Below are 15,427 nucleotides of genomic sequence, written 5' to 3'. Positions count from 1 at the left end.
TATTAAAAATTATAGGTAAAAGTCAATTTTCCATGAATTGGCAGCTCAGGATAAACCAGTGTTGCGCCAAAGTAACCGCCTTCAAATACAGGTCGCCAGTTCTCTTGGTTTGTTACATTGGTAATATCTAAACGCAAAGCCATTTGCTCATTGAATGCATAGCGACTGTTTAAATTGAGTGTGTATTGGTCGCGTATATAAACAGTTGCTAAATAGTCTAAAGGATAGCTTTTGGTATAAATACCACCCAGCCCAATATCCCACTGTGGAGTAATTGAAATACCGCCATTTATACTTACAGACTGTTCAGGTATCCCTTGTACGCGCTGAGAAGAAGGCGCGAATGCAGTAAAATTAGGTGCGCCACCCCCTGTGCCGTTTATAAGATCTGGTCGTGAGTTGTCAAATATATCAGAAACCTGTTTTGCACCTTGGCTGCTAGCTGAGTTGTCGTAACGGGCATCAATATAACTATAACCAACACTAAACCAATAATGGGTTGCATCATAAAAAGCCTGACTTTCGAAACCTTGAGTGCGAATGCCTGTATTACTACCATCTCGGTTACGCAAGCTGCGGCGTTGATTAAATAGCGCGCCGTCGACATACCATGCACTGTCTGCTGGTGCGTATTTTAAGCCCACTTCAGCTAGCGTGTTATCGGTTGCAAAGTTTTGTGCACTAATTTTGTTGTCACCCCCTAATACATTCCCCCCAGCCATACTGTTCGAGGTTGCTTGGTTGTAACTTCCTGCCATGTAACTTGTGATTGCAGGCGTTAGTTTGTAGTTAATACTTGCTTGGCCTGAGTGAAGGGTTTCATAAATGTTATCACTGGCAGCTATTTGCCCCAGAGGTGCAATAGGGTCGCTTGCTTTAACGTCATAATAGTCAATACGGTAACCTACGCTGGTACGAACCTTACTTGTCCATTGGCTATCGTGTTGAATCGCAATACCTGTTTGCAAGCTGGTGGAGTTAGTGGTGTCTGAAAGTGAAAAATCACCACTGCCGTCGTTATTTATATCGTATTGTCCACCGGGTGATACAAACACGCCGGGACGTAACTCAACTAGGCGTGATTGTTGCTCTGCTGTAAGCGGTATACGGCGGCTTTCAATGGGACCGGTTAAGTCAATAGGGGAGTCTGCTTCGGTGGTAAATTGGCTGAAGCCTTTAACCTTGTTATACCGCACATCAAAGGCGAATAAAGTGTTTTGACTGTCTGACCATTGATAACTTAATTCAGTGCGGTTTTGCGCGGTGTTGGCGCCATCAATAATTTCTACAAAGCTATTTTGCGCAATTTCTTCGCGTCCTAAATGCTGAAAATAAGTAATGTTTTTGAGGGTTAATTGATTACTGAGCTCACGTTTATACACGCTATGAAATAAATACGTTGTAGCATCATTTATATTGTCGGGGTCTGTCAAAACTTGATTACGTGGTAAAACCACTTGGCCAGTGGGAGAGACAATAGCACCTGCACCAGGCACTGTGCTGCCATTAGGTTGTGTGCCTTGGCCGGTAATATAAAGTCCGTCATCAATTAATGCCTGCGTGGGGCGGTTTATACCTGCGTTATCGGTAAACTCAACATGATAGAGCTCAAAGTTTAGATCCCAGCTGGTTTTATCATCAGGTAAAAATCGTACTGCGGCAAAAAGGCTATCACTTTGATAACCCGCATAATCATAAAAACTACCATTATCAATATGTTCAGCACTCACTCTAAAACCACTTTCGCCTTGTACAATTGGCGCTGAATAATCGAGTTGCGCGCTGTAGTGATCCCATCTTCCTGCTGATAGGCTCGCTTTACCTTGTGAGGTTTCGGTGCTGGCTGTTTTTGAATGTAAATTAACGAATCCACCATTGCGTTGGCTACTGCCAAATAAGACTGGCGGCGCGCCTTTTACCACGTCAATTTGCTCAATTGCATTAAACGATACGGGAATGCCAAAGCCATTGTTACCCGCTTGGCGACGAACGCCATCTTGATAAAGTTCACCCAATTGACCGCGAAGCGTGGGTAAGCTAGGAGCACCAAAACCACTGGCGGCGTAGCTGTTTGGTGTAACGGCTAAAATATCTTGTAAAGTGGTGATGTTGAGTTGCTCAATCATGTCGCTAGAAATAGGGGTAATTGCGCGGGCGATATCAGCAAGGGCGAGATCATCGCCAAATGGTCCGCTTATTTTCGCATCTTTAGGCGATAACTGATGGGCCTTTAGTTTTTCTGCGGATACTTGGATTACTTCAATTTCGTTGTTTGCTTTTACGACTGATGTAAAGCTGGCGCAAATACTGAGTGCTAAAAATGCGTATTTCAAAATCATCTCACTGCAATTAAATAGTTTATATACGATGTATGAGACCCTAAAGGGGTAAAAATACTTTCAAAAGAATGTATTTTATTACTTTTTGTAATAAAAACCCGCTTATTCGGTCTTGTTGTCTTTAATGCAATGAATCCAAAAGGATAAACAATGACACATTCAATCACCCCGGATACACAAAAACGTTTGCACTGGGCGCTTTTTTCGCTGCGTTTAGGTGTCTTCATCGTTATGCTAATGTGGACGCTAGATAAGTTTGTTAACCCAGGGCACAGCGCACGCGTTTTCGAGCACTTTTATGGTATTAGCGGGTCTACTGACACCATAGCTTATATTTTGGGGAGTTTACAGTTGGTACTGGTTCTGGCATTTATGGCGGGTATCAAAAAGCGTATTACTTATGGTTTAATCTTTTTAATGCATGGCGCTTCAACACTCTCATCTTATGCACAATATATTGATGGATTTAATAATTTACTGTTTTTTGCAGCATGGCCAATGTGGGCGGCATGTTTTGCGCTTTACTTATTGCGCGACCAAGACGTGAAGTTTACAGCAGCTAGGCGTGCATCTTAAACTAGACTTAAGTTAAATTAAGCGGTTGAGACAATGACTACTTTGAAAAGCGATGTATTGTTTTAGGTTTTTTATCATAATGATAAAGTATCAAGCAGAGTATTTAAGTAAAGCAGGTAGCAGTCATTAAATTTTTTAGTGTAAGGAGCTATTGTAATGAATCAATTAACTCAGGGTAACATCACATGCCCTTACTGTTGTGAACGTTTAGATATATTGATTGATCCCAGTGATTTGGATCAGCAGTACATTGAAGATTGCCAAGTGTGTTGTAAGCCTATTAACTTTTTAGTGCAAATGGATATGGATGAGACACTGTTCGTGACTGTTTCAAGTGATGATGAGGGGTTTTAATTACTACAAAGCAATTGGTTAATTTTAAATATGCACATAAAAAAAGCCGTTTTACAACGGCTTTTAGTTTAACAATAGGGGAATGCTGTGCTATTTAAAGTATTTAGTTACCCATTGAATATCTAAAGCCAATTGCATATCGCGGCCCGTATTGAGCTGCGCTCAAGAACTGACTTTCAAAACGACTAAATGAGCGTTCAGTTTCATTCGTTAAGTTAACACCTTCAAAGAACACTGTGGTGCTTTCGTTAACTTCATAGTTAACACTAACATCCCATTGTAGATATTCTTCAGCGTACTGCGGTGGTGCAGTTGCACCTGAGTCAGGTAAGCCTTGAGCTATAAGGTATTGGTCGCGCCATGCACCGGTAATTTTTACAGATAAGCCATCTTTTTCATAAAAACCTTGCAGGTTTGCAGAGTCACTCAATCCTGCTAACACGGCTTGAGAGGCAAGTATGTAGTTATCATACTCTACATCACCATCAACCATGGTCGCATTAAAGCCGGCACCGAAGCCAGATTCACCAAATAAATGCTGAATAGAGACTTCGACACCATTAACTTTACGTGCGCCCACATTTTCAGGCGACTCAATGGTCCACTCAATTAAAGGGTCGGTTGCTGGGTCTGGTAAAATACGGTTGTTTTCACCAATACCTACGCCATTTGCAACAATTTCATTGTAAATTGCTCCGTCGGTTGCTTGTTCACCACGGCCTTCAATAGCTGCCACAGCATTGTTCCAGCGCTCGCCTAAGTAGACGTCATGCAGGCCTTCGTAAGTTGCATTAACTTGCGTGTTATCAATCCAGTCATCAACGTCTTTCCAAAATAGACCAACCGCTGCATAACTGCCTTCGTTGTAGTAATACTCCAAGCTTAAATCAAAATTAGTTGATTTAAATGGTTTTAAGTTTGGATTACCACGACTACCACTGCGTGAGTTTAACTTAGGAGAGGGAGTAAGGCTTAGGTTACCTAGCATAGCACCTAATGTAGGTCTTGATATTGTTTGACCCCACGATACGCGAGAGACTAAATCGTCAGATAAATCGACTTTAATATCGATCATCGGAAGCAGTAAGTCGTACTCGCCTTTAAAGTCAACTTCAACTAACTCACCGCCACTGGCAAACTGTGTTAACCACTCAGAGCCACCTGCCCAGTACACTTGTTCAGCCACGCGGCTTTTAGCTGGGCTAACAATATCAGTTTCTTCGTAGCGCACGCCGAGATTTACGAATACATCGTAATCACTAACGTTAAATACCCAGTTTGTTGAAAGGTATAAGCTGATGGTTTCTTCTTCAACTTTATTAGTTGGGAAGCCATCAAAGCTACCAATTTGATATACGTCACTGCCAAGCACGTCTTCTGTAAGGTATGCACTTTGACGTGCAAATGCTTCATCAAAATCATATGTATAAGCATAACCTGGTGCTACGCCGTCAGGACCAAACGAAAACTCATCAAGGAAGTTTGCTAAGTCAACACGTTCAAACATTGCATCAGGGAATATTTCAGCAAAGGTACCATTGTTAAAGCCTGGTGCATTTGCGTTATTTGCACCACCCCAGCCACTTAATGATTGCTTAGTGTAAGCTGCACCAAACTTGACTGTTTCAAGGCCAATATCGGTATAGGTAAATAATTTACCATCGAGCTGCACTTGAGATACTTCAGACTCACCCGGCGTGCGTGTGAAAATACTAAAGTTAGAGCCAATTTGGTTTGGGCTGATTTCTTGTGTGCCATTGTTCCAATTAACATTAAAACCGGGCACATCACCTTCACGGAAGGAGTACTCTTTTGAGGCAATATCAGCTGACCCTAATATAATACGACCATTAGCATTCAACCCCGTGTCTTTACCGTTATCAATGGTTGTTTTTGACGTATGAGCATCGAGCGTAAAGCTAAGGTTTTCGGTGGCGAGCCACTCAACGTTTAAGCCAGTTGCTTTTGCATCAACTTCAGTCGTTTCACGAAATGCGGTAAATGATGCATCATCACCGGCTGAGTTGTAATAGATAGCTGTGCCATTTTCATCTAGCTCATATGCGTTAGCATTACCGCCGAATGAGCCATTCCAAATACCCCAAGATAATGAGTTATTTCCCGTCACAGCATTTGAAATTGTGTGATCAAGGGTAAAGGTTAAATCATCAGTAGGGGCAAACTGAAACGTTGCTTGTGCATTAAGGCGCTCGCGTTGAATATCATCTTTGGCAAAACTAATTTCTTGCGGAAAAAATGCAGCAGCAACACGCTCTCCATTAGCATCTGTATACTGTTGTGCTGGGTTACCATCGGCATCGGTTGGGCGATTATCAGTAATGTTTTCAGCATCCAAAGAGAGATTCGGGTTTACTAACCATGACCGCACATTGGCTGATTGTCTTTGAAAATCACGACGGTGATAAGAAAAGTTTGCCGATACACCAAAACGTTCATCATCAAATGTATTGCTATAAATACCAGCAATCTCAGGGGTTACTTCATCACCTTCTTGTACAGACGAGTCATGAATCCCTTTTGCCATGAATGAAAACCGTTCACCCGGCTTTTGTAATGGCTTTGCAGTAACAATATTGACGGTTGCACCGAGTCCACCTGTTGGCATTTCTGCACGGGCTGTTTTCATTACTTCTAAAGAGCTAACACCTTCAGATGATAGGTTTTCAAAGTTAAATGAGCGTGTAAAACCTGTGCCAGCCATTTGGCGGCCATTAAGTGTTACGAGGTTAAATGATGGACCAAAGCCACGCACTGTGATTTGGCTGCCTTCACCGTTAGAGCGACTTACAGATACACCGGTAATACGTTGTAGTGATTCTGCTAGGTTGGTATCTGGAAATTTACCCATTTCTTCAGCTGAAATGGCATCAACAACACCGGATGCATCTCGTTTAACATCCATTGAACGAATCAATGAGCCTCGAATACCTTTTACTTCAATTACTTCTAGCTCTGGTTCGGCAGTTTCTTCTTGCGCTGCGTAAGCTAAATTAAATGTGCTTGCAGCGATGATAAGTGACACAGAAGCCGCTAGTTGGCTTTTTTTAAACTTAATTGTGTTCATAATTGCTCTGCTTTTACTAAATTTGTTAGGGTAGGCAGACAAACAACTCTGTTGATTATCTGCCACTTAATAAGGTGTATTACGGGTTCGCGATAACTACATTATCAACACGATACACAGCACCTTCACCTGAGCCCCACGCTGGGAAAATCATAAGTACATTGATATCACTGATATCTAAGCCTGCATCAAACAACGACTGCAATGTAAATGTATATGTTTGCCATTGACCAATCGTTGGTACTTCGCCTTCAGCACTTTCTAAAAGAGGCAGCTCTACTGCTGTCGCAGCGCCCGTTGATTCAACTTTGAACAACCATTGTGCATCTGTTGCATTAGGTGGGGTTAACATTTTCATTTCAAATTGAACAACGCCGGTCGCTAAAATAGCCGATGCATCAAAAGACACACCTTCGTCGGCTAAAAAGCCCATTACAGTCGGTTCAGCACCAATTTCAAATTGTGCAACTGTGCCGTGTGCGTCATCGTCTGCTTGCTCAGTCGGGGTAGAGCCACCACAACAATCCCAAATACTCCACATATCGGCTGCTTTATCTTTAAATACAGTCAGTTCGTTGCCCGCAGGAGCGGCTGCACTTGGATCGTATATTTTTGCGTTATCAACACGGTATACCGCGCCTTCGCCTGTGCCCCATGCTGGGAAGATCATCACTACATCCAGAGCGCTTACATCTAAACCTGCGCCAGCTAGGTCTGAAAGTGTATACGTATATGTTTTCCACTCACCGACAACGGGTGCATCACCTGCGTCTGTTAGTGGAAGCTCTACAGCAGAGTCGCCCTCGTTAGATTCAATCTTCATTACCCAAGTTGATTCTGGGCTATTTGGAGCCGTCATCACTTTTACATCAAACTGTAGTACACCACTTTCTAAAATACTGCTTGCGTCGAATGCTTTGCCGCTGCCACCTGCTGATGTGCGGGTGTTAAAGCCCATTACAGTTGGTTCAGCACCAATACTGAACTCGGCTGTTAAGCCATGTTCGTCGTCATCCATGGCTTCAACAGGGGTTGAACCACCACAACAATCCCACATAGGCCAATCAAGATTTTGTCCATCAGTAAATAAAACGACCTCTGGCGATGCCCCTAAGTCACCTTCAATAGCAATATTAGCAATGAGGTACTCAGCACCTTCGCCTGTCTGCCATGCTGGGAAAATCATCAGTACGTCTATCGCGCTCAGATCAAGTCCTTTCTCTTGTAAAAACGAAAGAGGGAATGTGTAGGTTTGCCATTGACCAACGACAGGGTCTAAGCCTTCTAAACTCTCGTTTAGTGCAACATCACCGGTATTTGGACCACCGTCACCGGCTTCGGCTTTTAATAACCATGTTGTATCAGCATTAGGCGGAGTAACGACTTTCATTTCAAAGCTTACACGGCCATTTACATCTACTAATGGAGATGCATCAAATGGTGCAGATGTACCTGCAAAGTCATCAGGAAAGTGACCGCCGCGTGTAGAAAAGCCCAATACTGTGCCGTTGTTATCATTGATATTAAATTGAATAACGTCGCCTTTATCAGCATCTGTGATAGTAGCTGGCACTGTGCCACCACAGCAATCCCATGCGATCCAGCTTGAGTTTAAGCCGCCGTCAAAAATATTTAAGTTTTTAGCTACACCATCGCTTGGTGGTGTTGGCACAGGGGCTGCACCTTCAACAAGCGCATCATCTAAGCTATCGTAACCTGGGCGAACCGTTTCACAGCCTTTGCCTGTGGCAGGATCTGATTTACATTCATAAACACGTACATAGTCAACTTCAAAGCTTTGACCTTCTGCAAATGCAGTCTCGTCTATGCCTAAGTTGTTAACGTTTTCTGGCCAATCTCCACCCACTGCGTGGTTAAGAATTAGGAAAAAGTCTTTATCGAAGGGAGCCGTATCCCAGTGAGTTGTGAGTTCTCCATCACCTTGCTCAAAGTATTCTGCAAACCAACCTTTGTGTTTTAGGCCAACTGCTTCATCTTTTGAATTGTAACGCACTTCAGAACGACGTTGTGTTGCGTATAAGTAGCCATCAACATACCAGCGTATTTCGCCTTCCTGCCATTCAATTGCATAAGTGTGAAAATCGTCTGCGGGGTTCATGCCTTCAGGGAATGTATAAGCTTTACCTGAACTTGAATTATTTGGCCACTCGCGACCATAATGAAGTGTGCCATGAATATTTGACTCAACAGTGCCGTCTTCAGCAACTGTTTTTAGGTTAACAGCTTCTAAAATATCTATTTCACCAGAGCGTGGCCAACCACCATATTCAGAATCTGTTGGCATCATCCAAAATGCAGGCCAGCTACCTTGGCCTGAAGGCAATTTTGCTCTCATTTCAAAGCGACCATAGGTAAAATCAGCTTTGTACTGTGTTGTTAAGCGGGCTGAAGTATATGGCTTTTCTGCGCCTTCTTCTGCAGGCAGGGCAACAATATTTAGGATGCCATCGCTTATGAATGCGTTTTCGCTGCTGTCGGTGTAGCATTGTTTTTCATTATTACCACCTCCTGCGCAATTTAGCTCGAAGTTCCACTTTGATGTATCAATGGCTTGGTCGTCAAAGTCATCGCTCCAAACCATCACCCAATCAGAGACGGGCACGCTTGGTTCGACAGCTTTTAAATCAGATTTTGTTTCAGCACCGCCACCGCACCCGACCAACATTGTAAATGAAGTGGCTGCAAAGAAACGGCTAAGATTGGATGTTGTCATGTTCATTATTTGAACCCCAGTCGACTTAATAAATGGAAGCGCTTTTTTAGCATAGTTCATTTTTACAAATGTGCATGTAAGCGCTTACATGTGTGTGATAAAATTCGCGCTCTCTATGTAAGCGCTTACAAAGCGTATGATAATGCGTGCATTAGGTCAACATATTTAATGTCTTTAATTAACTTTTATTTAACTACTGTTTGATTAAGGATGAACGGCAGAATCACTGGCTTCTTTTATATTATTGATTTTACTGGGGTAATTTGCTTTGCATGATAGAGGTATTAAACTTTAAATATTCTGTTAAAAAGCGCAAAAATGCAATAATTACCCTAGTAGCAAACGCTACTTTTTAACCGACAGCTTAACTAGTGACAGATGTTGCTACTTTAGTACAATTTTGAAGGTGTGGTTGAAATAACAGTGTGCTGAAAATAAAACGAATAATGGGAGACTCGTTGCTAGTCTGAGTAAGTATCAGAACATTGAAATTTGTGAGTGAAAATTCTTTTAACCAGGAAGGAAAGTAACAACCGAAACAGCTCGGCTGTTACTTATATACCCAAACCACCTCAAGATGCGAGTTTCAGTTGGAGTTAAAAGCGATTTAGGCAAGGCATTGATTGCAAGTAATAGTGGTTCTATTGTTAAAATCAATAACGCAGTATAAATCGCTTTTAAACCAACCCATTGGGCGTTTCACAGGCACTTACTCTCATCGTTGTTACTTCTTAAAAGGGACTGCCATTGTTGCAAAGTAACGCCTTGATATTAAGCCCCTGTGAAACGCTGAATTCTGCATTTTGAGGTGGCTTGGGTATACATTAATGCATTGCGTTGTTGTATTTGTCAGCTAATAGCTGTTTTTGATTTTCTGTAAGTGCTTTACCTGCTAGTTGAAATACCTCTTGTTCTTCTTCTTCAAGATGGTGATGCACTATATGGTGTAGTTTTTTTGCTTTTGCAAGCCATGCAGGTGAGCTCATATCTGTATGTTCAAGCGCCTCAATAAGCTCATCAATATCATGGTGCTCTGCAACACTATGGCGTGCTTTCTCTTGAGTTAAGTCGTCGCACATCAGCGGATTATAAAAAAAGCGTTCTTCGAACTTAGCATGCTCTTCGAGTTCATGTTTTAGTTCATTCATAAGTGACTGACGGTTTTGAGAGTCGCCACTGGTTTTGATCAGGGCATCTACTAGTGAGCGTTGTTTATCATGGTCGTGACGTAATGCTTCAAAAATATTCATAATGTATCCTTGCTTACTTTAGTATGGACTGAGTATGCAAGGAAGGAACCAGTTTGTAATATGTTGTTTTATAAGAATTATATTTTTATGTATTGTGCTTTGTAGATTGTTTTTTGTAATAATTACAGACTAATATGAAAAAGGCTAACACAGTGGTTAGCCTTAAAGTCGTTACTTCAGCTTATTACTTGTTTGCGTCTTTTACTGTTTTTAGTTTAGCAGCATGGTCAATTTCAAAAGCTGGCATGTCTTTGTTGCCATCCATTAAATAATTGTCCATCCAACGCATTAGGCGTAAGCTGTAATCGTATTGTGCCGCAACTTTACGGTTACCGTGACCTTCACCAGGGTAGTAAATTAAGCGAACATCTTTACCTTGTACCTTCATGTAGCGATACATTTCCATTGATTGAGCAGGGTGAACACGTGGATCGTCCTTACCGTGCATGATCAATAATGGTGTTTCAGATTGGCCGGCCCAGTAAATAGGACTGCGCTCTAAGTACCACTGCCATTTATCCCACGGGTATGAACGCGCATGCACTAAGTTCATTTCGTTTGAAATATCGGTCGTACCAAACTTAGAAAGTTGGTTAGTTACGCCAACAAACATCACACTTGCTGCGAAGTGTTTTGTTAATTTTGTAGCCGCCCACGCTGATGCATAGCCACCGTAAGAACCACCGGTAATACCAACACGTTTAGTATCAACTAAACCCATATCAACGAGGTGGTTTTTAAAATCAACCAAGTCATCAAACTCTTTGCCTGCATAGTCATTTTGGCCAAGTTTTGAGTAGTCAACACCTTTACCAGTAGAGCCACGGTAGTTCGGGTAAAATACGGCATAACCACGTGCAGCACCCATTTGGCCTGGTCGAGAGTAGTTTGTTATCCAACCGTCTTTATCGTGACTTTCTGGACCACCATGTACAGACATAATTAGTGGGTAACGCGTGCCTTCTTTGTAATCAAGCGGGTAAACAAGTACGCCGTCAATTTCAACACCATCACGGGCTTTTAAAGAAACTGTTTCTTGTTTTGCAAAACGTTTGTCGTTTAACCATTGGTTGGAATTAGTTAAGCGCTCAGCTTTTTTACTGCGTACAATAAATACTTCATTTGGGTGCTTAGCTGTATTACCACGTAGTGCGATGGTTTTATCTGAGTCTGAAATGCTCAGGCTTGAGGCGATAAATTCACCTTCTTTAATTAGTTTTTTATATTTTTTAGAGCCTGCTTTGATGCTTGCTACATAACTTTGTGTGCCAACATTAGCGATGAAATTAAGCGTATTGCGTTTGTTTGACCATTCTATGTCAGCAATATGGCCCATAAAGTTTGGTAACCATTCAGTAATTTTTGCTGTTTTAGTATCAGCTATAAATAAACGACCTGTCGCTGGATCATGTTTATCTTCTGCACCGATGATTGCAATGTATTTACCATCATGAGAAAGCTCTGCATCGCCTAACTTACCTTCAGTTTTAAACGATAACGTTACTTGGTTACTGGCAACATCGTATAAATGCCACATTGATTTTGTATATTTGTCGTCAATCAGTGCTGTAGGCTGAGTTTTAACAAGTAGCTTTTCGCCATTGGCTGCCCAATTCACGTCACTTACGTAGTTTTCAACGTTTAATGCTGTTGGGGTAAGCGCTTTATCTGATTTTTCTAAATCAACAATAAATAGCTGTTTGTTCTTAAGCCCAAGCTCATATACTTCAGCCTTAAAACCCAGCTTTTTAAGTTCTTTTTCTGACTTGTCAGCAGCAGGCATAGCTAAAATAGCTAGGTGCTTATTGTTAGGGCTAAGCTGATAGCTTGAAATAGACGTGTCTTTTAGTGAAAGTACTTTTTGTGCTTCACCGCCATCAACAGGTATTTGGTACAAGGCAGTGTACTTTTCATCTTCTAATTTAGCTAAAAAGTAAATTCTTTTACTGTCATTTGACCACTGAATACTTCCAATATTAACCGAACCTGTGATGAAAGGGCGTTCAACACCTTCGTCATCTACCACATACAGTTCGCTGTAGTTACGGCCATTTTCATCTACGTAAAGGGTACGCGGTACTGAACGAGTAAAAGCAACACTATCACCATCAGGGCTAACGCTGGTTTGAATAACAGACTGAATTTTTGGGATATCTTCAATCGTAATAGGTGTAGCTGCAAAAGCTAATGAACTTGTCAGTCCAACGGCTAATGCTAAACTGGTTTTTAGCATGGGTATTTCCTTCGCTTGTAATAATTATTTGCACAGTATAACAAGGTGTACCTTAATTACTAAAATATGCGATTAACGTCCAAACCCTGACGATTAATGGCTGTAGCGAACACCAAAATAAAACCGTCGGCCATTCTGATAAATCCCTGTTGGTGCATAGCGGTTACGCTCGTAAATATGTGTAATTTCGTCGGTGAGATTGATAGCTTCAAATACTAAATCTAGATGGTTATTTACTTTAAAAGTTAAGTTGCCATCAAGTTGACCAAAGTCATCCATTATTGCTTCACCGACACCTGTGGCAAAGTGTGTTCGATAATTATAAGCTAAGCGTGCACTGAGCCATTCATTGTCATAGTAACTTGTTAAATTAACCGTATGCTTTGAGGTTCCTGGCACATAATTTTTGCGACCTGTTGAGCTATCGGTACGGTTACCATCGACGAATGTGTAATTAGCAATCAGGCCTAGGCCATAAAATAGTTCTTGTTGATAACCTAATTCAACACCGCGTATGATGCCACCATTACCATTTATTGGGCGATCTATAGTCATATTTATGCCTTCATGTTGTTCAATGGTGCGCTTAAATTCAACAAATGATTCAACGTCTTTGTTAAATAGGGCCATTGAAAGTAGGGCAGCATCATCAAAATACCATTCGAGGCTAAAATCGAATTGGCTGGCACGGTAGGGATCTAAATCAGGATTACCACCTTGGCCTTGCGCCTGAGTGACATTGTAGTTTGTTGATGGCATTAAGTGGTTATATTGTGGGCGCGACATAACGCGAGCAGCACTGATCCGTGTAATAAGGTTTTCAGTTAAATCAATACTTACATTAACGCTGGGAAGTATATCAACATAGCTTTTTTTATGCTGTTGCCATATAAAATTTTGTTGCTGTGAAATCGCTGAGCCAACCCTTTTATATGCGCTGGCATTTTGCTGTGTATTTACGAGCCTCAACCCTAGGTTTGCGCGGTAATCTTGCCCTTCTAGCATTAATTTAACATAACCTGCTAAAGTGTGTTCCTGAATATCAAATCGACTTGCTTTTTCTTCTTGTTGGGTAAAGTTTATATTCTTAAAGTCACTCGATAGTTTACTGATGTCCGCATAGCTATATTCTTTTAGGGTTTGTGCATTACCAATGTCAGCTAAAAAGCCTGTCGGCAACTTACTTGGGTAATCGGCTAAAGTCCAATCAAGTTGTTGTGCTAAGCCATCAAAGGCGCCATTAAAAGAGCGGTAACGAATAAAGTCACGTTGATGATCACGGTATTTCGCGCCCAGTTTAAAAGCACTAATGATTGAATGATCGACCACTCGTTCAAAATCTCCCTGTAGGTACAACTCTTGATCATTTGAGTCTTGGCTATCATTGCGGGCTTCAGTCAGTTGCCAAGCCTGTGCATCAAGTGGTGATACATTGTAGTTTGCGATTATATTTTTGTTCTGGCGTGTATCAACAGTAAACGCTGTATTAGTTGAAAACTGAGATGTGTAATCTTGTTTAGAGCCGCCTCCGCCTTTGGTGAAACCAACTTGATACTGGTTTTGCCATAAATTAGCTTGTTGTGTTACTAATAAGTGCAGGTTGCTGGTATCAATTTGTGATTCACGCCAAATAGCCTCCATGGCTGTGCTAAAAGGAAGGTTTTGAGCATTATTTGCGGGCACTTTTGAATATTGAGCATAGGCAAGAGTGCCATCAATGATCACAGGGTCATTTATATGACCGCCTCGTGCAAATACAGAGCTTGGTTGCCACAAAAAATTTTGATTACTGTTATCTGCGTTAAGTATTGAATACAAGGTGTTGAGTTGAATGTTCCAATCAAGATTTGGTTGGTATTCGATGCTTGCAGTTGCGCTTGTTAAAATACGTTGTTGTTGAAATATAGCAGAGCCTCCGCCGCCGGCAGTCCAAACATTTTTTATATCTGCATTTTCACTCGTTGTCGGCGTTAGCTGGTTTTGCGTATTTTTATTATAGTTTTGTTCGTGCCAGCCCCACGATTCTAGACCGTCACGTCTTAAAGAGCGATGGTTACGAGTAAATGTGAGGTGTATGCCTAGGTCTTTCTCAGGGTTTTTCCAGCTGTAAAAAGTATTAATTAAAGGATCAAATTCACCAGACAAGTCGTTATATTGCATTTGTGCATTAACTACAAACTGATTGCGCTGTATATGTAAAGGGCGCTGGGTTTTTATATTAACGGTCCCACCTAACGACCCTTCATTATGATCTGCTTGCGGGGTTTTATACACTTCTAAAGACGACACTAACTCAGCTGGCAGTAGAGTATAATTAAACCCTCTGTTTGGCTGAGTAGAGATCCACCAATCAGCAGAGGCTATGGACTGGCCATTTAAGAATGTACGATTTTGCTCGGGTGTTGTGCCTCTAACACCCACTCGCTCACCTTCACCTTGTGCTCTTGAAAGTGAAATACCCGTCACCCTTTGGAGTGCTTCAGCCACATTTTTATCAGGAAATTTCCCGATGTCTTGTGCGCTAATAGTATCTATAATAGATTGACTGTCGCGTTTATCCAAAAGAGACTTGACAGCGCTGTCATGATAACCCCTAATTTGAATGGTTTCTAAATGACTAGGATTTGGTTGTGGGTCAGTTTTAGCGACGCCAAGTGAAGCGAAGAAGACACTAAGAACGACAGTTACGTTAACAAAACTTATGATTTTTATTGTCATATTCAACCCAACTAAAACAACATGAGAAAATACTAATTATGAGAAGTAGTTATAAAGTAAGTACATCACAGGTTGCTATGCTATTGTGTACCGTATTTGCCTATAATACGCTTTATCCGCTTATTTAACCATAGATTA

8 protein-coding genes are annotated in these 15,427 nt (G+C 41.5%); 2 read left to right on the top strand and 6 right to left on the bottom strand.

The window, feature by feature from the left end:
- Positions 1-2 precede the first annotated feature (2 nt).
- Positions 3-2,333 carry a TonB-dependent receptor gene (locus tag ACHUE3_RS03275; protein WP_394190135.1) on the bottom strand — a complete coding sequence of 777 codons (2,331 nt, stop codon included), beginning with the start codon at positions 2,331-2,333 and terminating at the stop codon, positions 3-5.
- Between the two features lie 156 nt (positions 2,334-2,489).
- Between ACHUE3_RS03275 and ACHUE3_RS03270 the strand changes: the two genes are divergently transcribed.
- On the top strand, positions 2,490-2,915 hold the full coding sequence (locus tag ACHUE3_RS03270; RefSeq protein ID WP_394190133.1) for a hypothetical protein: 426 nt from the start codon (positions 2,490-2,492) through the stop codon (positions 2,913-2,915).
- 156 nt (positions 2,916-3,071) lie between these two features.
- A complete protein-coding gene (locus tag ACHUE3_RS03265) occupies positions 3,072-3,269 on the top strand; it encodes a CPXCG motif-containing cysteine-rich protein (protein ID WP_394190131.1) in 198 nt (65 codons plus the stop codon).
- Positions 3,270-3,372: 103 nt separating this feature from the next.
- Here the strand turns inward: ACHUE3_RS03265 and ACHUE3_RS03260 are convergent, their stop codons facing one another.
- The 5 genes from ACHUE3_RS03260 to ACHUE3_RS03240 form a co-directional block, all read right to left on the bottom strand.
- Positions 3,373-6,354, bottom strand: a complete 2,982-nt coding sequence (locus tag ACHUE3_RS03260; protein ID WP_394190129.1) for a TonB-dependent receptor — start codon at positions 6,352-6,354, stop codon at positions 3,373-3,375.
- A gap of 79 nt (positions 6,355-6,433) precedes the next feature.
- Entirely contained in the window at positions 6,434-9,094 is a 2,661-nt protein-coding gene (locus tag ACHUE3_RS03255) for a family 16 glycosylhydrolase (protein WP_394190127.1), read from the bottom strand.
- 818 nt (positions 9,095-9,912) lie between these two features.
- The gene (locus tag ACHUE3_RS03250; RefSeq protein WP_394190125.1) at positions 9,913-10,338 is read right to left on the bottom strand and encodes a hemerythrin domain-containing protein; all 426 of its coding nucleotides are present in this window, start codon (positions 10,336-10,338) and stop codon (positions 9,913-9,915) included.
- A 184-nt stretch (positions 10,339-10,522) separates the two neighbouring features.
- Complete coding sequence (locus tag ACHUE3_RS03245) at positions 10,523-12,571, bottom strand: alpha/beta hydrolase family protein (RefSeq protein ID WP_394190123.1); 2,049 nt, start codon at positions 12,569-12,571, stop codon at positions 10,523-10,525.
- 93 nt (positions 12,572-12,664) lie between these two features.
- Positions 12,665-15,289, bottom strand: coding sequence for a TonB-dependent receptor (locus ACHUE3_RS03240; protein ID WP_394190121.1), 2,625 nt, complete (start codon positions 15,287-15,289; stop codon positions 12,665-12,667).
- Positions 15,290-15,427: the final 138 nt, after the last annotated feature.

The sequence above is a fragment of the Pseudoalteromonas atlantica genome (assembly GCF_043641955.1).
GTDB classification, from domain to species: Bacteria; Pseudomonadota; Gammaproteobacteria; order Enterobacterales; family Alteromonadaceae; genus Pseudoalteromonas; species Pseudoalteromonas atlantica_A.
Note: the sequence above shows the minus strand (reverse complement) of the source record. Positions and strands in the feature narration are given on the sequence as shown.